Source organism: Salegentibacter chungangensis (genome assembly GCF_042678405.1).
GTDB classification, from domain to species: domain Bacteria; phylum Bacteroidota; class Bacteroidia; order Flavobacteriales; family Flavobacteriaceae; genus Salegentibacter_A; species Salegentibacter_A chungangensis.
This window is the reverse complement of record NZ_JBHTLI010000001.1, coordinates 1,607,408-1,629,482: the sequence shown is the minus strand read 5'-3', so window position 1 is coordinate 1,629,482 and position 22,075 is coordinate 1,607,408. Positions and strand designations below refer to the sequence as shown.

The window sequence follows — 22,075 nt, the reverse complement described above, 5'->3', positions numbered from 1 at the left end:
TATGAATAAACTACTACCGCTGATATACATCCTCGTAAATCTTTTCTTTACGAATGTCCACTCTCAAAAGCTATATAAAGCCGTTGAAAACGGAGATACTCAAAAAGTAAAGAAGTTAATTGAAAAGGGAGCTGATGTTAATGAATATTATAAAAACGGATTATTCCCTTTATGGAGGGCAGCTGCCGACAATAATACTGAAATAGCCCTGATATTACTGGAAAACGGAGCCGATGTCAACCAGGTGAATAAAGTTGAACCGGCAATCGCTTCACCTATAATGTTTCCGAGCCAGGAAGGCTATTTTGAAATGATCAAGCTTTTAGTGGAGCACGGAGCCGATGTTAACTTTAATGGTTTTCACGACTTTACTCCTATCAGGCTGGCTTCTATGCACGGTTATACCGATATTGTAAAGTTTTATGCCGCCAACGGGGCAGAGATAGATTACAAGGCCCAGGACGGAGCAACGCCGTTAGAACACGCTGCCGCTAAAGGACACCTTGAAGTGGTTAAATTCCTTATTGGTGAAGGCGCTAATGTGAACAATATAGATAAAGATGGTGATTTTCCATTGGGAGAGGCCGCAAAACGGGGCTATATGGAGGTAATTGCTGTTTTGATTGAGAACGGTGCCGATCTTGGTTTAAAGAACAATGACAATAAAGACGCTGTTGAACTGGCAAAGGAACGCGGACAAAGAAAAGCAGCAAGCTTCATTGAACAGCATCTTTAAAATTAAAAAGCACTTTATATCGCTATGGAAAAGATCATCATTTTTATAATTCTCAGTTTATTTTCATTCTTCGGAATAGCTCAACAACCGGACCCGGAAGGGACAGACCATTATATTCAGGTTTTTATAAATACAGACGGAGAAATATGGCTGGAGCGCGACCTGGTCAAAATAGATGAGATAAAAAAGCAGGTAGACAAAATTATCCGCCAGATCCCTTTCCGTCCTGACCGAAAACTAATTTTCAGAATATTTGCTGATGAGAACCTATCGTTAGGATTTATTCAGAATGTAGAAAATGAAATGCTAAAGGCTTATTCTGATAATGTGATGAGAGAACGTTACCTTCTGGATAGCCGGCAAATGAATCTCGATGGCCCCGGCTGGCTTCAGAATATTAATTTTAAAGAACTTAAAGCAATTCATTCAGACGGAAGCTAAACTCCTGATTTTAAGCTAACTTTGTGTAAAACCGGAAGTAATGAAAACCAGGACCAAACTTCAGCAGCTGTTCCCTGTCCTTATTTTCTTTTTGCTGTTCAGCTGCGACGAAGAAAAAAGAGAAGCAAGGGCAGTAACAGACAACGCCATTATCCTTGTAGAATATCAAAGTCTGCCGGATAAAGCTGATAAGGCAATGAGTGAGATCACAAAGCTTGTGGAAAAGGCCAGGCAGGAACCACATTTTGTAAAAATCACGATTCACCGTAACCCTAAGGATCCAACCAAGATTTTTCTTTATGAAGAATGGGATAATGAGGCCTATTTCAGAACAACCCATATGGAAACCTCACACATTAAGGAATTTATAGAGAGTTCACAAAATTTCCTCTCGGGTCCTCCAAAGATCTCTTACTGGAGAGTTAAAAAAAGGCTCAGGGCTGAAGAGAAGATGGAATAGCTCAAGGCATCCTGAAATCTTAGGACTTCGTGTTAATTTTGTGTTTCTTTGCAGCCGATTACAAAGCTTTTTCCCAAAACTTACAGGCTTTTACGGAACCTAATAATATGAACATAGAAGAACAGCATATTGCCCCTCCAAGACTCTATTCCAAACGTGTGATTTACACCTTCTCTGTCCTCTTCTCTACCATATTCGGGACAGTGATCCTAATGTCTAACCTGAAAGAAACCGGTAACTTAAAGGCCCGAAATACGGTATTGTTTTTCGGAATTTCCTATACCCTAATTACCCTCCTACTGCCACAATTCATCACAATGACCACCAGTCTAACCATTGTAGCCAATGTACTTGGAGCCGGGATACTTAACGAATATTTCTGGAATAAATACCTGGGGAATGAGATCGAATTCGAAAAGAAAAGCTGGAAAAAACCGGCGATGATCTCCCTTGCCATCACTATCCCCTTTGTACTGGCTTTGGTGTTGGCATAGGGTCGATATGGATTACCGACCCTTATTTATACTTAAAAAATTTCTATAAATCCACTTACAGTTACGCACAACTTACGATAACATTATGGTTATGTTGAGCCTGAGATGTTGAAGTAACCGTGATCTGGTTATTGCTCTTAAGGGTATTGAATTGAGCTGCAGATATGGTCACCTGATGAATATGTTGATCTGTAGAGGCTTCCGAAAGATCATAGGTCTTCTCCACCGCAGCATCAACATCTTCTTTAGAAACGGTAAGCGTATGGCCGTGATTGGAACTTATAGATGCATTTGTTCCATTCTCAAGGCAATTTCCCGATGGTGTTGGATTCGGATTTGGATTTGGACCGTTTGATCCTCCCCCGTCATCAGATCCCGAACATCCAATTAAGCTTACTGCAGGAATTCCTATTAAAATCCCTACAGAAGTCTTCCTGATAAACGATTTCCTGTCCATAATTAGAATATTTAGTGAAACACTTCTTTACTTTATTAATTCGTTCTTTTGGGAAAAAACTGAGCAATGCCTGAAAATTCTTTAACTTTAAGCCTGTTATTTCCCAATAACCATACACAACACAAGTTAAAGTACAGTAGATAATTGGAGGTTCTTTTAAAGTCCGAAATCAGCAAGATGTATTCTATACATTTGATATTCAGAAAAAAGTAACCTTGTGAAGGTACGATTTTTTGTTATGATATTAAACAAAAAGGATTAAATAGATAATGAAGGATATAAAAATCAAAAGACTTTACGATCACAAATCGGCCGACGGAAGCTACCGTATCCTGGTAGATCGTCTCTGGCCAAGAGGGGTTAAAAAAACAGATCTCGAATTTGATGAATGGAATAAAGACCTTGCTCCTTCAACCGAACTCCGCAAACGCTTCAATCACAAACCGGAACTCTTCGAAGGATTCACTAAGGAATACAAGACGGAACTGGAGGCTAAAACCGAAGAGCTTAACAGGATAAGGGAAATAGCAGCCACTAAAGATGTCAGCCTCCTCTACGGATCACGGGATCCGGAAAACAATCACGCCGCAGTATTAAAACAAGTCCTTACCAAAAAATGAAACATCAGCCTATTAAAAGACATGAAGCTCTAAAACCGCTTAGCAGGGAACATCACCAGGGCTTGTTGCTTTGTATGAAAATTCGAAGGGGCATAGAAGCCGGGATAGAACCGGAACGAATTAAAAAATATACCAACTGGTTTTGGATAAACCACCTGGTGCCCCATTTTAGAGAGGAAGAGGCATATATTTTCCCGATCCTCGAAAAGGAAGATGAACTTTTTATTCGTGTTATGGCTGAACATAAAAACCTGAAAGCCCTTTTTGAAGAAAAAAGCCCTGTGGATCAGAACCACCTTTCGCAATTAGCAGACGAGCTTGAAAAACATATCCGTTTCGAAGAACGCATCCTTTTCAATAAAATTCAGGAAAAAGCGAACAAAGAAGAACTGGAGAAAATTGAAAGCCTGCTTAATGCCAATGTTAACGACTGCGGCACCTGGGATGATGAGTTCTGGTTGTGATTAAAAAAAATACCTCGCCGAAAAAACATTTTTCGGCTCTTTGTCCAAAATCAAATAATCCCCCGGCCTTCCCGGAATAAAAAATTCTGAATTAAAATAAATTTTCAGTAATTTAACAAGTGTTTAGATTCCCCAATCTTCCATCGGCTGAAGCTTAATTCTGATCTTGATCATTTCTAACCAATAATAATAAGAATTATGAATACCGTAAATGTATATCTCACCTTTAATGGTGACTGTATGGAAGCCTTCGATTTTTACAAATCGGCGCTTGGAGGAGAATTTTCTAATGTAAGCCGTTTCTCTGAAATGCCCCGGCAGGAAGGTATGCCCGAAATTTCTGAAGAAGAGAAGAACAGGATTATGCATATTGCCCTGCCCATAAGCAAAGAGACCGTACTTATGGGAAGCGATACCGGAGGGGAATGGGCAAAGCACTTCAAAAAAGGTAACAACTTTTCAGTATCTGTTCACACTGATAAAAAAGAGGAATCCGATCGAATTTTTAATGAACTCTCTAAAGATGGTGAAGTGATGATGCCGATGGAAAATACCTTCTGGGGCTCTTATTTTGGGATGTTCACCGACAAGTTTGGGATAAACTGGATGGTAAGTTTTGACCAGGCACACTAAGAATTAACCAATTTTACATTCATTATGGAAACACAAGTACTTAGCTCAAAAGTACCGGTTTGGTTCTGGATTTTAAGCAGCATTCTGCTTCTCTGGAACATTGCCGGGGTGATCTCTTTTTTTGAACATATGGGGATCTCAGAAGAAACACTTCAGGCAATGCCCGAAGGCGAACGGGTTTTTTATGACACCTATCCTGTATGGGCCCTAATTGCTTTTGCACTCGCGGTATTTGGAGGCACCCTGGGTTGTGTAGGCTTGCTTTTAAGGCAAAAATGGGCAAAAGCACTTTTTATAATTTCTCTTATTGGAGTGCTGGTTCAGATGATACACACCTTATTAATCTCCGGTGCAACCGAAACTTATGGCCCGGGGGGAATGATAATGTCCGGAATGATCATCGCGATAGCCATTTTCCTGGTCTGGTTTGCCGGTTACGGAACTCAAAAAGGCTGGCTTAAATAAAGAAGATCAACAATGAAAACACATTTCGACCTTAGTGATCGGGAATTTGAACTTCTTTTTAAAAACGGCAGGCTTGACCCTGCCATTTTTAATCACGAAGCGCACCTGAGGCTCGCCTGGATCCATATAAATAAATATGGATGCAAAACCGCTGCAGATAACATAAACAGGCAGTTACTGATTTATGTAACAAGACTTGGGGCTAGAGATAAATACAACAAAACCCTTACCACCGCTTCCGTGAAAGCTGTGAACCATTTTATGAAAAAGTCCGAAGCCGATAATTTCAGGGGTTTCATTTCAGACTTCCCCAGATTGACAACAGATTTCAGGGAGCTTCTGAGGTCTCATTATAAAACTGACATCTTTAATTCTGAAAAGGCGAAGAAAATATACCTCGAACCGGAGCTTTTGCCTTTTGAATAAGACTCCCTTCCCAAAACCTGGTATTACCAAAACCGAACCAATTCAATTCTTATGAGAATTAGTGAATCTAAAATTCTCTCTAACCTCCAAAAGAAGGAACTTTTCGGGCTTTGGAACAATGAGTATCCAGAGACCCTGAACTTTACGGGTATAGAAGAATTTGAGGATTATCTCCGGGGACTTAAGGATCATTACCATATCTTACTTACCCATCCCCACAAAGGAATCGTGGGCTGGTATTTCGATTTTATCAGGGAAGATAAAAGATGGTTTCTACTTATTCTTGATAGTAACTTCCAGACCCAGGGTTTAGGCAGTAAACTTCTGGATCTTGCCAAAACAAAAAGGCAGGAACTTCACGGCTGGGTGATCCCGGAAAGTAATTTAAAAAAAAGCGACGGCAGGCCGTATGGCTCCCCTATAAGATTTTACAAGAAACAGGGGTTTGATCTCCGGAATAATGAAAGGTTGGAAAAACAAGGTTTCTCTGCCGTAAAAATTGTCTGGCAAAGCTCACCCGGTTTCAGGAACAAGGTTAGATAGTCCACTCTTTATGGTGTTATCTATATCTTCAACCGAATACAATAACCTGGGCCATCTGTGAAGCAGGTCGGTCTCAAAGACCACAGGCATTTCCCTGTCATCCTTTATATAAGTAAGCAGCCTCACGTGAAATTGCCTCGCTTCATCAACATAGTACATCCCGGCAAGGGCAAACAGCTCATTGTCCGGCATACTATGCGTATTACCGTCTATTTCGATGCTATCCACCAAAATCATACACAGCTTTTCCTGATAGTTTAAAAGAACATACCTCAGGTTATTGGGACGTTCAAGAATGGTACCGTCATATGTTTTACCCCAGCTGGCCGAATAGATCCGGTTGGAGTTTTCCCGCGGAACAATATATATATTACCCTTATCTATTCCGTCGAAAGACTTGAAGGGGAAATAGCCTTTATCATTGAAGAATTTGACATCCCTAAAATAATCCTCGATCTCTTCTTTACTCTTTTCTAAGGACAGTTTAACTTTCATAACCGCTTTTTATTAAAGATACAATACTGTTTGCGAATAATTGACCGTAATTCCAATTAATCTGGCCCTAAAACGCAACCTTTCACCAAGTTTGTAATCTTACTACATATACTAAGCAGCATCTAACCCCTTGATTATGAAAAAATTTACTCTTTTCCTGTTCTTAACCTCCCTCTTGAATTCCTGTTCATCCGAATCTGATTGTTGTGCCATTGTAGACACCCTTACCTGGATAAAATATGTAGATGAGGCAGGAAGCAATTTTCTGGCGAAAGAAGGGATAACCGAAGCCGATATTGAAGTCTACCATAAAATAAACGGAGCCTGGGAAGAATATTACGAAGGCAACCTGGATTCTCCCAAGGGCATAGCCCTAACCGAGAGAGAAGGTGAGATATATCTCAGGTTATATCCAAACACCAACACCTCAGAGGCTTCCTATTCAGAAACCAAACTGGTTTTTAAAAATTTTGAAGGAGCTGACCTGATAAAAACGAAGATAGACAGGTCCGGTAATACGACGAGGGTTACCGAGGTTTATTATAACGGAGAATTAAAGTGGCAATCTCAGGAAGATGAAAGGATCTTTGAGGTAATTAAATAGCCCGAAAGCATCCCGAAATACCGGAATCCTGAATTCCTTTAGCAATTAGTATATTTATGTAAAACTATGCGGTCTTTTTTAATAAGACGGCATCAAAAACAACTAACTATGAGGAATTTAGTATTATTAAGTATCTTCCTGATCTCAATTTCAGGCTACGCCCAAAAGGAAGTTCTTTCTCCGGAAATTCAGATAAAAACAGCGGTACTTGCCGCCCCGTCTGATAAACGTGCCGGGGCAATGGTCTATGGCTATGATAGCAGCGGCAATCTAAAGGTGCTCCGCGAAGGGAGCAATAACCTGGTCTGCATTGCCGATAATCCAGAAGAGGATGGCATTAAGGTAGCCTGCTATTCTAAAAAGCTGGAACCTTTTATGGCACGCGGAAGAGCGCTTATTGCCGAGGGAAAATCTGAAATGGAAAAGCGCGACATCCGTGCGAAGGAGGCAAAATCGGGAAAACTGAAAATGCCCGATGCCCCCAGTACGCTGTATATCTATTCAGGTACTGAAGAAAATTACGATAATAACACTGGCGAGCTGAAAGACGGTAAATTCAGGTATGTGGTCTATATTCCTTATGCCACCGCCGAATCTACAGGGCTGCCGCTAAAACCGGAAGCTCCGGGAATGCCCTGGCTTATGGATCCCGGAACTCACAGGGCCCATATTATGATAAGTCCGGTTAGTAATAATTAAGTCAATAAATACAAAAATTTGATATTCAACATCTTATCTTTATAGGAACTTCAGGAAAATTGACCGAAACCCTATTGACCTGAAAAAATAAATCATATTAAAATTATCAATTATGAAAAAACTAGCCTTACCCCTGGTGATGCTCTTACTTTTAAGTTTTAGCACATCCAGTCTGAAATTAACCGATGAAGAGCGGGAAAAAGCCATCAATGAATTGACCGAATCCCGGGAGGAACTTCTAAGCACACTTGATGGGGTGAGCGATGAGCAACTGAACTTTAAACCCGATGAGTCCACCTGGAGTCTTGCTGAGATTACAGAACATCTGGCAATAGCCGAAAATGCTATTTCGGGAATGGTTCAACAAAGCCTTCAGGCCCCCGTAGATGAAGCTTCTCCAAAAGAGGCCAGCGTTACCGATGAACAGATCCTACAGATCATAAGGGATCGCTCTAAAAAAGTAAAAACCCAGGAACCACTGGAGCCAAAAGACAAGTTTGGATCTTTTGAAGAAAGTCTTGAGGCCTTTAAGCAAAAGAGACAGGAAAATATTGATTATGTAAAAACTACGGACGATGACCTAAGGGAGCACTTTACCAAATTACCATTCGGAAGTGTGGATGCCTATCAATTAATTTTGTTTATGTCCGGGCATACCCAGCGTCATATCGCTCAGATGGAAGAAGTTATGGACAATGAAAACTTCCCTGAAGATTAATCAGGTTTATTTCAAATAGAAAAGGCTCCTTAGAACAGGAGCCTTTTTTATTATTCTCAGCGGACTTTTCTGTCGAGCCTTGCCAGGTAAACCCATTTCATATCTCTTGTTTCCAGACCTTTTTCCATATTATTAAGATCGGCTTCGGTAAGACCGGAATCAAAACTCATGGAGTTTATATACTGTTCCATTCCTTTGAACATATTTGCGGTAATATGGGAAGCATACACCTCACTGCCTATTGGGAACAATACCTTCAGCAACTGCCAGTCTCCTTTTGCTCCTTCGTCTACCATCTTTTGATGCAAGGGTTTGAAAATATCGGCTTCGGCCTTTTCATAGGCTTCATTATTACCATCGGTAGCTTTCATCAGGTCTAAAGTGGTAATGGTCCCAAGGTCCATTTCAAACTCATCTTCTGTTTTATCCTGAACCATCAGAAAAAGGCGTACGGCAAGATCGCGGCTCTCTGCAGAGCTATTCATTCTATTCCCTATTTCCTCTTCGCTGAGATCTGGATAAGCCTTTTTGGCACTTTCCATTATTCCGTTTCCGGCCTGCATCATCTTAAGCGGATCATTAAAAACGGTTACGGTAAGATATTGATACCCCTGATTTTCACCTCCCGGCAACAGTGACCAGAGGTCCCAGCCCAGGATGCTTCCGTCGGCAACCCGCTGTTTATGGATCTTTTCCCAAAAGGCTTCGGTTTCGTAATAATCTGCTTCCTGACTGTTGTCTACCTTCATAAACTCAAAGATGAGGAAGGTTCTTTCCTGGGCCATACCGCCAATGCAAAACAGCAGTATCGCAACTAAACTTAATAGTCGTTTCATAATTTTCTGGTGTTGGTTAATAAACTATTCTTTTAAAGATAGCTAATAAATTTCAATACATTGATAACCAATGCCCTACACCGAAACGAGTGTTCTATTTAAAAACAACTAAAAACAAAAAAAGCTGAACCTAAGTTCAGCTTTAAAGTCGGGATGACAGGATTTGAACCTGCGACCCCACGCCCCCCAGGCGTATACGCTACCAGACTGCGCCACATCCCGAATATGCTGTGCAAATTAAGGAGCTTATTTCTAATATTCAAAAGGAATAATTCATTTTTTAAAGCTTCTTCCCCTTAAAAGAAAAATTACTGAAAGTAAAAACGGCTGTAAATTAATTTACAGCCGTTTAAATAAGTCCTGACATGCGTCAATTAATCATCTGTCTCCTCCTCATCATCATCGTCATCCCCATTATGATCTTCTGCTTTCACGAAATTACCTTCTGAATCGAATTTAAGTTCTGTTCCATTATTCAGTGTTACTTCAAAACCTTCATCCTCTTTCTCTGCTTCTATTATCTTATTATCGGGGTAATTCGCAGAAATATAATCTTTAACTGATTGTGGGAGGTCTTCTACCGCAATGTCTTCATCATCTTCATCCTCGTTCTCATTTTCGTCTTCGGCCTGGCCTAAGAAATTACCTTCTGCATCAAAAATAAGTTTTACATCACTATCAAGCTCCACCTTGATATGCCCGTTATTCTCTATTTCAGCTTCTTCCACGGTCTCTCCCTCAAAGTAGGTGTTCAGAAAATCCTTGATTTTCTGCGGAAGTTCCGATGCATCCAAATGATCATCTCCAAAATTATCTTCACCGTCATCATCTACTCCTAAAAAGTTTCCTTCAGCATCAAATATGAGCTCAAGCCCGTTTGACAGTTCCACCTCATAATTATTATTGTCTTCAATTTCAGCTTCCCTAATTACCTGGTCAGGGTAATTGGTCGTGATATAATCCAGTATAGGCTGTGGCAGTGCCGAAGTATTGACGTGGGAATCAGAACTAAAAGCTGTGGCATTAAGATTCACCTCAGGGGAGGAGTTTCCGGCATCATCATCATTAGAGCAGGCGCTTATGGCAATAAAACCAATCCCGGCCAAACTCAAAATCATCAGTTTCTTCATAACAAATACTTATTAGTTAATTTAGGTTTCTTTTGAAACGCTTATTCCGGTCTTCAATTGCCGTCCTCTGAAATTTTATCAAAAATTTATGACTTCTTCTAAAGAGAAAAAAGAACACCCATTTTGTGTACAGGCCGTTTGAACCGACTGCCTTTTTTTCTTCAATTCTAAAGTCGGGGTAAGAATTAACCTATAGTACCCCTTCACAAAACTCTACCAATTCTCCCCCAATTTTAAGCAAATAAAGGTCTTTCCTGAGCTTTCCGGTAACAAAGGTTACTGACCGGTCTCTGTTCTGAAGCTATTTTTGCACCAGAAAATTTAATAAAAGATGAAGAAAACAAAACTCTCTGCAATTCTGTTTCTGTTATTTATCGGGCTGCAGGTAAAGGCACAACAAGTGCAACCTGTTAGCAAGGACACGGTGTTACAAAGCGTGATGGAAAATAACAGGAAATTAAAGATCTCGGAGCAGGAATTCCTGCAGGCCCGGGCAGATTACAGGCAGACCAATGCGGTCTTTCTCCCTAATATAAGCGTTTCCCATACGGGAATGACCACCAATAATCCGCTTATGGCCTTCGGTTCTAAGTTAAACCAGGAAAGGATCACTCAGAGTGATTTTAATCCGGCGCTGCTTAACGATCCCGATCGTATCAACAATTTTGCCACAAAAATCGAGGTAGAGCAACCTTTGGTGAATCTTGACGGTATCTTTAAAAGAAAAGCTGCCGACTCTAAAATGGAAGCTACCCGTCTGAAAGGAGAACGTACAGGGGACTATATGAAGCTGGAGGTTGAAAAAGCCTATATGGAGCTTCAGCTGGCCTATAAAGCGGTAAATGTTTTGGAGAAGGCCCGTGAAGCCGCACTTTCCAATCAGAAAATGGCCAGTGACAGGTATAAGCAGGGCTATCTTCAAAAAGCCGATATCCTTTCAGTGGAAGTTAGGGTGTCTGAAATAAATAACCGACTGCACTACGCAAAAAGCAACCTTGAAAACGCTTCAGATTACCTGGAGTTCTTAATGGGGCAGTCACAGGAAGGGCTCCTGAAACCTACAGATTCCCTGCAGATAAACTCTCTAATGGAGTCTGAAAATACCGGAATTTCGGAAGAACGGTCAGATATCAGGGCTATGGAACTGGCTGCTGAAGCAAGAAAAGAAATGTATAAGGCCGATAAAATGAGTTTTTTGCCAAGATTGAATGCCTTTGGCAGCTATGAGCTTTATGACGACGAAATATTTCAGGGTGATGCAAGCGGCTACCTCGCAGGAGTTTCCCTGAGCTGGGATCTTTTTCAGGGCTCAAAACGCTTTGGAAAAACACAAAAAAGCAAGGCTGAATATGAGCAGGCAAAGCTGGAATATGAGCAATATGTATCAAAGAGCACTATGGAGCTTAACAAAGCGAGAAGAGCTCTTAAAGATGCCGAAAACAAGCTTAACCTGGGCAGGCTTGCTATGGAACAGTCTGAAGAATCCCTAAGGATAAGGACCAACCGTTTTGAAGAAGGACTGGAAAAAACTTCAGACTTACTCTCAGCAGAAGCAAAATACCTGGAAAAGGAACTTGAATACTATCAAACGATTTACGAATACAATTATGCCAAGGCATATTTAGAATTTTTAACCAAAAAATAAGCGATGAAACTGAAATTATATACTCTTTTAATTGCCGGAGCGGCAAGTCTATTTATCAGCTGTGGGGACGACAAGAAGCCTTCACAGGAAAAGAAACCGGCCCTGGCGGTAAAGGTGAATTCACCTGCTTCAGAAAAGGGATCCACCCTAAGCCTTAACGGGAAAATAGAAGCTGTGAACAATGCGAAATTAAGTACCCGGATGATGGGTTATGTAGATCGCATCAATGTGCAGATAGGAGATAAAGTAAAGAAAGGTGAGTTACTTGTATCTATTAATAACTCAGACCTGCAGGCAAAAATTGCCCAGGTAAACGCCAAGATCACCGAAGCACAGGCGGCTTATAATAATGCCGAAAAAGATTATAACAGGTTTAAGAACCTGTTTGAAGAGAACAGTGCTTCCCAAAAGGAACTGGACGATATAACTGCAAACTATGAAATGGCAAAAGCCAGGCTTGAAGCGGCCCGACAGATGAAGAATGAGATCCAGGCACAATTTGCCTATGTGAACATTCGGGCTCCTTTTAGCGGAGTGATCACCAACAAATTTGCGGAAGAAGGCGATATGGCCAATCCGGGAATGCCATTGGTTGCAATGGAAGCACCCGGCGCTTTTGAAGTAAGAGCCACCGTTCCGGAATCTGAGGTTTCTTCAATTAAAGAAGGGACTGAAGTAGATGTTAATGTGAAAACACTGGATAAAACCCTTAAAGGGGTTATTTCAGAGGTAAGTGCTTCAGCCAAGAATACCGGAAGCCAGTATCCCGTAAAGATAAGTCTTGAAGAAACAGGAGATGAGATCAGGTCGGGAATGTATGTGAGTGTGGAGATTCCGGTGGAGCAAAAAACAGCAAGTGCAAGAGTACTTATTCCTTCCTCAGCTGTCGTACACCGTGGTGACCTTACAGGCATATACACCATAAGTTCACAAAACACGGCTCTTCTAAGATGGATAAGATTAGGAAAAACCTATGGAGACCAGGTAGAAGTACTTTCCGGACTTAAGGCTGATGAGGAGTACATTGTAGATGCTGAAGGAAAACTATACAACGGTGCTCCGGTGAGCAAACAATAAGCTGACTCAAAAAATTATAAGAATTTAAAAGCTATACAATGAAAGAAGGATTAGCAGGTAAAATAGCCAAAGGCTTTATCAACTCGAAACTTACGGTACTGCTTATGATCGTCTTTATGGTGGTTGGGGTTTACAGTTCTTTTCTTATTCCAAGAGAAGAAGAACCTCAGATAGACGTGCCTATGGCCGATATCTTTGTAGGATATCCAGGCGCCTCTCCTACCGAGGTCGAGTCCCGGGTGGTCAAGCCATTGGAAAAGATAATATCTAATGTAAAGGGAGTGGAATATGTCTATTCTACTTCTATGAAAGAACAGGGAATGATCATCGTTCAGTTCTATGTAGGAGAAGACATTGAGCGTTCCTACGTGAAACTCTACAACGAATTGATGAAGAGTATGGACAAGCTGCCGCGAAATGTGACGCAGCCTATGGTCAAAACCCGGGCTATAGACGATGTTCCGGTGCTTGGACTCACCCTGTGGAGTGAGAATTATAATGATTATCAGTTAAAACAGATAGCTGAAGAGCTGGACCACGAGATAGAAAAAGTGGAAGATGTTTCGATCACTAAAGTTAAAGGTGGGAGAAACCGTCAGTTACGCGTGGTGCTGGATAAGGCCAAAATGGCATCCAGTGGTGTTGATTTTCTTGGGATAGCCGAAAAGATCAAAGCCAATAATCAGCAGATGTCATCGGGGAAATTCGATAATCAGGACACCGAATTCCTGGTGACTACCGGAAGCTTTCTGGAGTCAAAAGAAGATGTAAAGAACCTTATTATTGGAGTTCAGGATAATCAGCCGGTATACCTTAAACAGGTAGCCACAGTTGTTGACGGGCCCGAACTTCCAAAAGAATATGTAAGCTTCGGCTACGGCCAGGCTAATGAAAAGGCAGGTGAATATAATTCAGAATATCCTGCGGTAACACTATCGGTAGCCAAAAGAAAAGGTGCCGATGCGATGCAGATTGCTGATGTGATCATCGAAAAGGTAGATCACTTAAAGCAGAACCTTATTCCTGATGATGTTCACGTAGAAGTGACAAGGAACTACGGGGAAACCGCTTCCCATAAGGTATCCGAATTACTGATGCACCTTATCGGGGCCATTATTGCGGTAACCATCGTGGTAATGCTGGCAATGGGCTGGCGAGGCGGACTTGTGGTCTTCCTTTCGGTACCTATTACTTTTGCTCTGACGTTGTTGAGCTACTATATGCTCGATTATACGCTGAACAGAATTACCCTTTTTGCCCTGGTATTCGTGACCGGTATCGTGGTGGACGATTCCATTATTATTGCCGAGAATATGCACAGGCACTTCAAATTGCGGCGTTTACCATTTAAACAGGCTGCATTGTATGCCATTAATGAGGTTGGAAACCCGACCATTCTGGCAACCTTTACAGTGATCGCTTCGGTACTGCCAATGGCATTTGTAAGCGGACTGATGGGACCATATATGAGTCCGATGCCGATTGGAGCATCTATTGCGATGATCCTGTCCTTGTTCGTGGCCCTTACCATCACACCATACCTTGGATACCTTTTCCTTAGAGAAAAGGGCAAGAAAGCTGAAAAGGAGGATTCGGAAGAATTAAAGGAGAACGACAACAGCATAGACAATACCTTTATTTACAGGTTATATTCGAAGTTTGAGAAACCCCTGATCGAGAACCCTAAAAAACGATGGATCTTCCTGGGGACAACTATCCTGTTGCTTCTGGCTTCGGTTTCGATGTTCTTTACCAATACCGTAGCAGTAAAGATGCTGCCTTTTGATAATAAGAACGAATTCCAGGTAATTATAGATATGCCTGAAGGCACTACCCTGGAAAGGACCGCAGTGGTCACTAAAGAGATCGGGCAATACCTGTCTCAAAGGCCTGAAGTGGTGAATTACCAGACCTATGTGGGAGCTTCGGCACCTATTACCTTTAACGGACTGGTAAGGCATTATGACCTGCGAGGCTCCAGCAATACGGCCGATATCCAGGTAAACCTGACAAATAAAAGCGACAGAAGTGCGCAGAGTCACGATATCGTGAAATTAATGCGTCCCGATGTTCAGAAAATAGCTGCTAAATATAATGCCAATGTAAAACTCGTGGAAGTTCCACCGGGACCCCCGGTACTTTCTACCATTGTGGCAGAAGTTTACGGACCTGATTACGAAAAGCAGATAGAAGTGGCTTCTGAAGTACAGGATATTCTGAACAATACCGAAGATGTGGTAGATGTGGACTGGATGGTGGAAGCCGATCAGCCTGAATACAAGTTCGAGATCGATAAGGAAAAGGCGATGCTTTATGGAATTGCTCCAAAACAGATAGTCTACACCCTTAATACCGCTCTTGGAGAAAATGCCGTAACCCAGCTTTATGATGAAGATGCTGCCGAGCCTGTGGGAATAGTACTGGCACTGGACGAAAATGAAAAGTCTTCAGTAAACGACATTTCCCAGATCCAGATCCAGTCACAAAACGGACAGATGATCTCTGTTGGGGATCTTGTGAAGGTGAAGGAAGATGTGCGGGAAAAGAACATTTACCGCAAGAACCAGAAACGAGTGGTTTACGTACTGGCCGATATGGCCGGGGAACTTGAGAGTCCGGTTTATGCCATCCTGGGAATGGAAGAGAAGCTCAAGGATATTAAGCTTCCTGAAGGTTATACTATGAATGAGCTGTATATGGAGCAACCTCAGTATGAGGATGACTTTACGGTAAAATGGGATGGAGAATGGCAGATCACCCTGGAGGTTTTCAGAGACCTGGGAATCGCATTCCTTGGTGTGATCATCATCATCTATATCCTGATCGTTGGCTGGTTCCAGAACTTTAAAGCGCCAATCGTGATGATGGTGGCCATTCCGCTTTCCCTTGTGGGTATCGTGCTAGGTCACTGGATAATGGGAGCTTTCTTTACTGCGACTTCCTTTATCGGAATGATTGCCCTGGCGGGTATTATGGTCCGGAACTCGGTGCTCCTCATCGATTTCGTGAACCTGAGGCTGGAAGAAGGAATTCCGCTGAAGCAGGCCGTGATCGAAGCCGGAGCTGTAAGGACCACGCCTATCCTGCTAACCGCAGGTACGGTGGTGATCGGAGCTTTTGTGATCCTCTTTGACCCTATTTTCCAGGGTCTGGCGATCTCGCTTATGGGAGGAACTATTGCTTCTACAGTACTTACACTACTGGTAGTACCACTGGTATATTATATGATCGAAAAGAAAAACCATAAATAAAACCAAAACTACCGGATCTCTGCTTCAGGGATTCGGTAGCTTAAATCCAGTAAAATGATGAAATTATTAATTGTTACCTCGCTTTCCGAATTTCAGAAGGATATCCTGAAACTCTTCAGGGAATCGCATATTGAGGCCTTCAGTACTTCAGAAATAGACGGGTATAAGAATTCACTTGTCGCTACCCAGAGCTGGTTCCCCGGCGAAAAGTCAGGCAACGAATCGGTGATGCTTTTCAGTTTTACCGAAGATGTCAAAATAGACAGCTTCTTTAAGCTTGTAAAAGAATATAACCAACAGCTCGAAACCGATAATCCGGTAAGGGCAATTGTATTACCCATAGAAAGACATATCTAATTAAAAAATCATACAAATGAGAGACAGAATAGTACGCGGCGTGGCAGGAACATTTATTTTAATAAGTCTGCTGCTTGCCATATATGTGAATATTAACTGGCTTTGGTTCACCGCCTTTGTGGGAGCCAATTTGCTTCAGTCTTCCCTCACCAAATGGTGTTTGATGGAAGATATTCTGAAGAAATTCGGAATAAAAAACTAATATAATATAGTTACCGTATTTAAAAAGCGATTCAGAAGAATCGCTTTTTTTATTTCCATATCCCTCGAAAAATGACCGAGGTCATAAAATAGGGAAATCATAGCCTTTAATTTTGTGGAGGCTCAATTAACCCTCTATTTAAAAGACCTGAAAGGCAATATGAACGATAAAAACTTCCCTGCTATTCATTTTGATCGTGTTTCTTCAGAAAACCGATCTCTTCAAAATGAAGTAAAAAAATTAAAGGAAACAAAAAACGCAGTAATCCTGGCCCATTATTATCAGGTGCCGGAGATAAAGCAGGTAGCAGATTTTGTGGGAGATAGTCTCGAACTGGCAAAAAAAGCGGCCCAAAGCGATGCCGATATTATTGTATTTGCCGGGGTCCATTTTATGGCTGAAACAGCAAAGATCCTCAATCCATCTAAAAAAGTACTCCTCCCCGATCTTAAAGCAGGATGTTCACTGGCCGAAAGCTGTGAACCCGCAGCATTTAAAAAGTTCGTGGAGGATCATCCCGGGCATATAGTGGTGACCTATATAAACTGTTCCGCAGAGATAAAAGCTATGAGCGATATAGTATGTACCTCTTCTAATGCAGAAAAGATAATCAGATCGATCCCGGAAGATATCCCCATCATCTTTGCTCCCGACCGAAACCTGGGAAAATACCTGGTAGAAAAGACAGGAAGAGATATGCTTTTATGGGACGGTGCCTGCCTGGTACACGAAGCTTTCTCTATAGATAAGCTACTGGCCCTGCACAAAAAATATCCTTCGGCAAAAATTATCGCCCACCCTGAGTCAGAAAGTCATATTCTAAAAATAGCAAGCTATATAGGCTCTACCTCAGGGATGCTAGACCACGTGACCAAAAGCGATCACAAGACCTTTATTGTGGCAACCGAAGCAGGTATACTTTATGAAATGCAAACTCATTTGCCGCATAAAACACTTATCCCGGCTCCTGCAAAAGAGAATAACAGCTGTGCCTGCAGTGAATGCGCTTATATGAAGATGAACAGCCTCGAAAAACTTTATTCCTGTCTTAATGAGGAAACTCCTGAAATTCGCCTAAAAGAAACACTGATTAAAAAAGCAAGAGGTCCCATAGACCGTATGCTTGCACTATCTAAATAAAATGAAGAAAAAAACTGATGTTCTGATTATAGGATCAGGAATTGCCGGACTTTCATTCGCTTTAAAGATAGCAGAAAAACGTGCTGATCTCCATATAGATATTCTTACAAAAAGTAATAACGAAGCAGGGAGTACCTTCAGGGCACAAGGCGGTATTGCCGTGGTTTCCGATAAGGTGAATGACAGTTTTCAAAAGCATTACCAGGACACCCTGAAAGCCGGAAAAGGTTTATGTAATCCTAAAATAGTTGAAATGGTGGTTTCCCAGGCTCCGGACCGACTACAAGAACTTATAAAATGGGGCGGAAAATTTGATACCTCTGCAGATGGGAGCCTGAATCTTGGCCTTGAAGGCGGTCATTCCCAAAAAAGAATAGTTCACCGGCAGGATTTTACCGGTCGGGAACTGGAACAAACGCTCCTGACGAAAATAGCAGAGTATCCCAACATCAGGATAGAATCCCATCATTTTGTAACAGATCTTTTGCTCAAAGATAATCTCCACGGGCCGGTATGTATAGGTGCTGAAGTCCTTGAACTTAAAACCGGTGAAAAAATAAAGATCAGGTCTAAAGTTACTATGCTGGCCACCGGGGGAAGCGGAAAAATATTTCGAAATACCACCAATCCTTCTGTGGCCACTGCCGATGGTGTGGCAATGGCCTACAGGGCCGGAGCGCGGGTTATAAATATGAATTACATTCAATTTCACCCTACAGCTTTTTATCAGAATGGTCCTAACAGGCTTTTTCTAATTTCGGAAGCTGTAAGAGGCTTTGGTGCTTACCTGGTAAACCGGCAGGGAAAAAGATTCTTATTTGAATATGACAGTCGTGGCGAACTGGCAACCCGGGATATCATTTCAGCAGCTATTCTTTCTGAACTAAAAGAGTCGGGAGAAGATTGTGTATTTTTGGATTGCAGGCATCTGGATCATAAAAAGTTTTCCCAAGAGTTCCCTACCATTGTATCCTATTGCAACCTACAAGGCATAAATCTGCAAACGGGACTTATCCCGGTAACCCCGGCAGCACATTACCAATGCGGAGGTATCAAAACGGACAAATTTGCAAGGACCTCAATTCCCAACCTCTTCGCCTCAGGAGAATGTGCCTGTACGGGACTTCACGGCTCCAACCGTCTTGCTTCTAACTCACTGCTGGAAGCACTTGTATTCTCTCACCAGGCATCAGAATATCTCACTCCCCGTATAGACCGGATAACCTCTATTCCCGAAGCCCAGAATAATACTGATCACAAAATAAAGCTTCCTGAGGATAGCCTTCTTCTACGGTCCTTTAAGCATCAACTAGTGAATCTAATGAGTTATGAGATGGTCTATCAGTCAGGCATCGCTGAAAAAGAAAAAGCCTGGCAACAGCTTCAGGATATAAGAAGTCAGCTGCACAGAATTTCGAAATCTACCGATTGCTCCTCGAATTTTTATGAGGTGAGAAATATGGTATTTGCAGCGATATTGGTTATTGAACACTCCCTGATTGAAAAATCCCGGAAAAAGTTGAAACCCCAGTTACTACAAGGGATAAAATTATAATCAATACAAAATTCTTAAACCGGCATCCATACTTCAGATCTCCTGAAGTATAGATGCCTTTGATCAATTCCAAAGTCCTTGGATATTTTAGAAAACAGCAGTCTTTTCTGAATATCTCCGGAATTACTGAAATATCGAATAAAAAAATACACTATTATTGCATTTTAAACTTAAAACCTTCCAATTTCACAAATGGCTGTAGTAAAGCGTAAAACTGCAAAAAAGATAAGACAGACCCACCGTTACCTGGGAATTTTTATAGGTATTCAATTCCTAATGTGGACCATAAGCGGACTTTACTTCAGCTGGACAGATATTGATGAGATTCACGGGGATCATTTGCGAAAAACCGAAATTAAGAGTCCGGTCTTTCAGGACCTTAAAAGCCCGGACCAACTTAGGCCAGGCCTTGAAATAGAATCCCTTCAGTTAAAGGAGATTGCCGGAAAACCTTATTACTGGGTAAACTCCAACCTGCTTATCAATGCAAAAACCGGTGCCGTAAAAGAAGAGATTTCTAAGGATGATGCCCTTAAAATTGCTGGGCGCATCATGAGAGAAGATCTTAATGTTAAAGGCATAGAGAAAATAAACAATACCGGTAAACACCACGAATACAGAAGTGGGCCCCTGCCGGCCTATGTAATCTCCTATGACAATTCTCAGAACATAAAGGCTTACGTTGCGGCTAAAAACGGGGAATTCCAAACTCTGAGACACCGTGACTGGCGCTGGTTCGATTTTCTTTGGATGACCCATACTATGGATTACGAGGGGCGTGATGACTTCAATAATCTTCTGTTAAGAGCCTTCTCCTTATTGGGGCTTATTACAGTCTTTAGCGGGTTCCTGCTATGGTTCATCTCCTCTCCAAGAATCATTAAATTACATAAACGCCTGAAGAAATAGGAATTCTAATAATAGACTTCCCATTTCCCTATATGCTCAACGCGCTTAAAGTTTTTAAGCAGGTATTGCAGGGAATCGGGCAAAACCGTCTTTTTCCTCTTGACCATCACATTATTCCTTTCGGACATTATGTGGTCGAATCTTTTAGCATCGCCGGGATGGTTAAGGTTGATGAAATTTTCCCTAAAAGCATCATTTTGCTCAAATCTCACCTCCCTTTTGGTATTGAAATTATCATCGTGAACGGTTAGTATTTCTTTGTTCAGATAAAAAGATAACGAAGGCAAAAGGTAATCGTAAACGATCACACGGTTTCTTGAGCTCTCCGGTTTTTCTTTCTGAATGAATGCTGCAACACCCTTGACAGAATTAATAGGTAACGGGTTTTGCGCCGCAAAAAGGTGATACGTAAAAATAAGACCCACGCTGAAGATAAAGCCAAGAGAAAGCAACTTCATCCTGTGATTTTCTCTTAAGAACTTCAGGCTAAGGAATACGGTAATTCCCAGAAACACCAGCACCAATACAGAAAAAACGAGCTTAATATCAAATTCAGGCGTAAGCATAAGATAGATAAGTCCAGCCGCCAGAATCAGGACAAGTGCAAGGTATATTCCCGAAAAGATCTTCAGCATTTTAGGTGGAAGTGCATAAAACATACTACCTCCCAGGATGGCAATGAACGGAAATATAGGAAGTATATACAGGATAAGCTTCGAGGAAAAAAGAGAGAATATCAGGAATAATATCCCGATACATAGCAAAAGTGCAAGTTCAGCAGACCTAGGACGAAAAAAGTTCCTCCTTTTCTTGATGCCACCGGCGATGATAAATGGCAACCACGGTACTCCAACCAAAGGAGCCAATAGAAGATAATACCAGAAAGGCTCTACCCTCTTGAATTTTTCGGCATCTACGCTGCGTTTTATGATCTGGTCCTGAATGAAATAATCCCACAATTCCGGATGGCTGGCGATAACGGCGACAAACCAGGAAGCCGAAATTCCCAGACACAACAGCATCCCCAGAAAATGATGCCTGTTAAATTGGAACTTTTCTTTACGGATTAACTTCCAGCAGATAATAAAAACTAAAGTTGGCAGCAGGATCACAGGCCCCTTGGTAAGAAAGGCGACCCCCAGCAATGCATAAAAGCCATGGTGATACCATAAGGATTTGCCTTCCTTTTTCTTCAGCCAGAAATATACGGCCCACAGGATAAAAGTGGTTAAAAAGGCATCGGTGGTCAGGTTATGTGTAGCGATAAGGCTTATGGGAAATGAAAAATAGATAAGCATCCCGGCAAAGGCCCTTTTAGAGTCTCTGAAAACGGATTCCCCTATTTTATAAATAAAGAATAGTTGTAAAACGAGCGCAATGGCGAGAAAAAATCGTGCCCCGTATTCGTTAAGCCCAAAAATCTTGTAGCCTAAAGCCGCCAAATAATAGGTTACCGGTGGTTTATGAAAATGCTGGATCCCTAACAGCTGCGGATTAAGATAGTCTCCAGTCACTATCATTTCGCGGCCAATCTCGGCGTAACGTGCTTCACTGCTTTCGGTAAGACCCCAACTGCCAAGACCGAGGTTCATAACAATAAAAATAAGAAGCAGGCTCAGGAAAAGTTTTAATTTCATAGGTTAAATCGAATAGTCAATAGTCCGGTTTTCTCCCCATTTCACTTTTCCACTAAACCACACATTTTAGAAAACCAGCTT

The 22,075-nt window shown here is 41.7% G+C and carries 26 protein-coding genes and 1 tRNA gene; 21 read left to right on the top strand and 6 right to left on the bottom strand.

All coding sequences use genetic code 11. From position 1 onward, the window contains the following. The first annotated feature begins 1 nt into the window (after window position 1). The 4 genes from ACFQ3Q_RS07420 to ACFQ3Q_RS07405 all read left to right on the top strand — a co-directional run bounded on the left by ACFQ3Q_RS07420 (window position 2) and on the right by ACFQ3Q_RS07405 (window position 2,131). Window positions 2-736 (top strand): ankyrin repeat domain-containing protein, encoded by a 735-nt coding sequence (locus ACFQ3Q_RS07420; protein ID WP_380744418.1) that lies wholly within the window; start codon window positions 2-4, stop codon window positions 734-736. 24 nt (window positions 737-760) lie between these two features. Beyond that, a complete protein-coding gene (locus ACFQ3Q_RS07415) occupies window positions 761-1,177 on the top strand; it encodes a hypothetical protein (RefSeq protein ID WP_380744416.1) in 417 nt (138 codons plus the stop codon). 40 nt (window positions 1,178-1,217) lie between these two features. Further along, entirely contained in the window at window positions 1,218-1,637 is a 420-nt protein-coding gene (locus ACFQ3Q_RS07410) for a putative quinol monooxygenase (protein ID WP_380744414.1), read from the top strand. Between the two features lie 107 nt (window positions 1,638-1,744). Further along, entirely contained in the window at window positions 1,745-2,131 is a 387-nt protein-coding gene (locus tag ACFQ3Q_RS07405; protein WP_380744413.1) for a hypothetical protein, read from the top strand. Window positions 2,132-2,192: 61 nt separating this feature from the next. On the opposite strand, the gene ACFQ3Q_RS07400 is transcribed toward ACFQ3Q_RS07405, so the two are convergent. Further along, window positions 2,193-2,588 carry a hypothetical protein gene (locus ACFQ3Q_RS07400; RefSeq protein ID WP_380744411.1) on the bottom strand — a complete coding sequence of 132 codons (396 nt, stop codon included), beginning with the start codon at window positions 2,586-2,588 and terminating at the stop codon, window positions 2,193-2,195. 269 nt (window positions 2,589-2,857) lie between these two features. Between ACFQ3Q_RS07400 and ACFQ3Q_RS07395 the strand changes: the two genes are divergently transcribed. The 6 genes from ACFQ3Q_RS07395 (at window position 2,858) to ACFQ3Q_RS07370 (ending at window position 5,739) form a co-directional block, all read left to right on the top strand. Next, on the top strand, window positions 2,858-3,208 hold the full coding sequence (locus ACFQ3Q_RS07395; RefSeq protein ID WP_380744409.1) for a DUF488 domain-containing protein: 351 nt from the start codon (window positions 2,858-2,860) through the stop codon (window positions 3,206-3,208). Continuing rightward, a complete protein-coding gene (locus ACFQ3Q_RS07390; RefSeq protein ID WP_380744407.1) occupies window positions 3,205-3,672 on the top strand; it encodes a hemerythrin domain-containing protein in 468 nt (155 codons plus the stop codon). Before ACFQ3Q_RS07395 ends, ACFQ3Q_RS07390 begins: the two co-directional genes overlap by 4 nt. Before the next feature lie 198 nt (window positions 3,673-3,870). After that, window positions 3,871-4,305: a VOC family protein gene (locus ACFQ3Q_RS07385; protein WP_380744405.1), complete on the top strand. Its 435-nt coding sequence runs from the start codon at window positions 3,871-3,873 to the stop codon at window positions 4,303-4,305. 24 nt (window positions 4,306-4,329) lie between these two features. Next, on the top strand, window positions 4,330-4,770 hold the full coding sequence (locus tag ACFQ3Q_RS07380; RefSeq protein WP_380744402.1) for a hypothetical protein: 441 nt from the start codon (window positions 4,330-4,332) through the stop codon (window positions 4,768-4,770). Window positions 4,771-4,782: 12 nt separating this feature from the next. Continuing rightward, window positions 4,783-5,196 (top strand): hypothetical protein, encoded by a 414-nt coding sequence (locus ACFQ3Q_RS07375; protein WP_380744400.1) that lies wholly within the window; start codon window positions 4,783-4,785, stop codon window positions 5,194-5,196. A gap of 51 nt (window positions 5,197-5,247) precedes the next feature. Beyond that, the gene (locus ACFQ3Q_RS07370) at window positions 5,248-5,739 is read left to right on the top strand and encodes a GNAT family N-acetyltransferase (protein ID WP_380744398.1); all 492 of its coding nucleotides are present in this window, start codon (window positions 5,248-5,250) and stop codon (window positions 5,737-5,739) included. On the opposite strand, the gene ACFQ3Q_RS07365 is transcribed toward ACFQ3Q_RS07370, so the two are convergent. Then, the gene (locus ACFQ3Q_RS07365; RefSeq protein WP_380744396.1) at window positions 5,710-6,234 is read right to left on the bottom strand and encodes a hypothetical protein; all 525 of its coding nucleotides are present in this window, start codon (window positions 6,232-6,234) and stop codon (window positions 5,710-5,712) included. The genes ACFQ3Q_RS07370 and ACFQ3Q_RS07365 overlap by 30 nt on opposite strands. Window positions 6,235-6,370: 136 nt before the next feature. Between ACFQ3Q_RS07365 and ACFQ3Q_RS07360 the strand changes: the two genes are divergently transcribed. The 3 genes from ACFQ3Q_RS07360 (at window position 6,371) to ACFQ3Q_RS07350 (ending at window position 8,255) form a co-directional block, all read left to right on the top strand. Next, entirely contained in the window at window positions 6,371-6,838 is a 468-nt protein-coding gene (locus ACFQ3Q_RS07360; protein ID WP_380744395.1) for a hypothetical protein, read from the top strand. A 108-nt stretch (window positions 6,839-6,946) separates the two neighbouring features. Then, a complete protein-coding gene (locus ACFQ3Q_RS07355) occupies window positions 6,947-7,537 on the top strand; it encodes a hypothetical protein (RefSeq protein WP_380744393.1) in 591 nt (196 codons plus the stop codon). A 112-nt stretch (window positions 7,538-7,649) separates the two neighbouring features. Continuing rightward, window positions 7,650-8,255, top strand: a complete 606-nt coding sequence (locus tag ACFQ3Q_RS07350; RefSeq protein WP_380744391.1) for a DinB family protein — start codon at window positions 7,650-7,652, stop codon at window positions 8,253-8,255. A gap of 56 nt (window positions 8,256-8,311) precedes the next feature. Here the strand turns inward: ACFQ3Q_RS07350 and ACFQ3Q_RS07345 are convergent, their stop codons facing one another. The 3 genes from ACFQ3Q_RS07345 to ACFQ3Q_RS07335 all read right to left on the bottom strand — a co-directional run bounded on the left by ACFQ3Q_RS07345 (window position 8,312) and on the right by ACFQ3Q_RS07335 (window position 10,221). Beyond that, entirely contained in the window at window positions 8,312-9,091 is a 780-nt protein-coding gene (locus ACFQ3Q_RS07345) for a hypothetical protein (RefSeq protein ID WP_380744389.1), read from the bottom strand. A gap of 148 nt (window positions 9,092-9,239) precedes the next feature. Further along, window positions 9,240-9,313, bottom strand: a tRNA-Pro gene (locus ACFQ3Q_RS07340). 152 nt (window positions 9,314-9,465) lie between these two features. After that, entirely contained in the window at window positions 9,466-10,221 is a 756-nt protein-coding gene (locus ACFQ3Q_RS07335; protein WP_380744388.1) for a PepSY-like domain-containing protein, read from the bottom strand. Between the two features lie 331 nt (window positions 10,222-10,552). Here ACFQ3Q_RS07335 and ACFQ3Q_RS07330 point away from each other — a divergent pair, with 331 nt between their 5' ends. From ACFQ3Q_RS07330 to ACFQ3Q_RS07295, 8 genes are all read left to right on the top strand, one after another. Beyond that, window positions 10,553-11,866, top strand: coding sequence for a TolC family protein (locus tag ACFQ3Q_RS07330; protein ID WP_380744386.1), 1,314 nt, complete (start codon window positions 10,553-10,555; stop codon window positions 11,864-11,866). A 3-nt stretch (window positions 11,867-11,869) separates the two neighbouring features. After that, window positions 11,870-12,943 (top strand): efflux RND transporter periplasmic adaptor subunit, encoded by a 1,074-nt coding sequence (locus ACFQ3Q_RS07325; protein ID WP_380744384.1) that lies wholly within the window; start codon window positions 11,870-11,872, stop codon window positions 12,941-12,943. 38 nt (window positions 12,944-12,981) lie between these two features. Beyond that, window positions 12,982-16,194, top strand: a complete 3,213-nt coding sequence (locus ACFQ3Q_RS07320; protein ID WP_380744382.1) for an efflux RND transporter permease subunit — start codon at window positions 12,982-12,984, stop codon at window positions 16,192-16,194. 54 nt (window positions 16,195-16,248) lie between these two features. Then, entirely contained in the window at window positions 16,249-16,551 is a 303-nt protein-coding gene (locus ACFQ3Q_RS07315) for a hypothetical protein (RefSeq protein ID WP_380744380.1), read from the top strand. A 16-nt stretch (window positions 16,552-16,567) separates the two neighbouring features. Next, window positions 16,568-16,753, top strand: a complete 186-nt coding sequence (locus ACFQ3Q_RS07310) for a YgaP family membrane protein (RefSeq protein ID WP_380744378.1) — start codon at window positions 16,568-16,570, stop codon at window positions 16,751-16,753. Between the two features lie 159 nt (window positions 16,754-16,912). Beyond that, a complete protein-coding gene (gene nadA, locus ACFQ3Q_RS07305) occupies window positions 16,913-17,893 on the top strand; it encodes a quinolinate synthase NadA (protein WP_380745607.1) in 981 nt (326 codons plus the stop codon). 1 nt (window position 17,894) lies between these two features. After that, window positions 17,895-19,448, top strand: a complete 1,554-nt coding sequence (nadB, locus tag ACFQ3Q_RS07300; RefSeq protein ID WP_380744376.1) for an L-aspartate oxidase — start codon at window positions 17,895-17,897, stop codon at window positions 19,446-19,448. 192 nt (window positions 19,449-19,640) lie between these two features. Next, a complete protein-coding gene (locus ACFQ3Q_RS07295; RefSeq protein WP_380744374.1) occupies window positions 19,641-20,357 on the top strand; it encodes a PepSY domain-containing protein in 717 nt (238 codons plus the stop codon). A 5-nt stretch (window positions 20,358-20,362) separates the two neighbouring features. Here the strand turns inward: ACFQ3Q_RS07295 and ACFQ3Q_RS07290 are convergent, their stop codons facing one another. Continuing rightward, window positions 20,363-21,994 (bottom strand): ArnT family glycosyltransferase, encoded by a 1,632-nt coding sequence (locus ACFQ3Q_RS07290; protein ID WP_380744372.1) that lies wholly within the window; start codon window positions 21,992-21,994, stop codon window positions 20,363-20,365. Window positions 21,995-22,075: the final 81 nt, after the last annotated feature.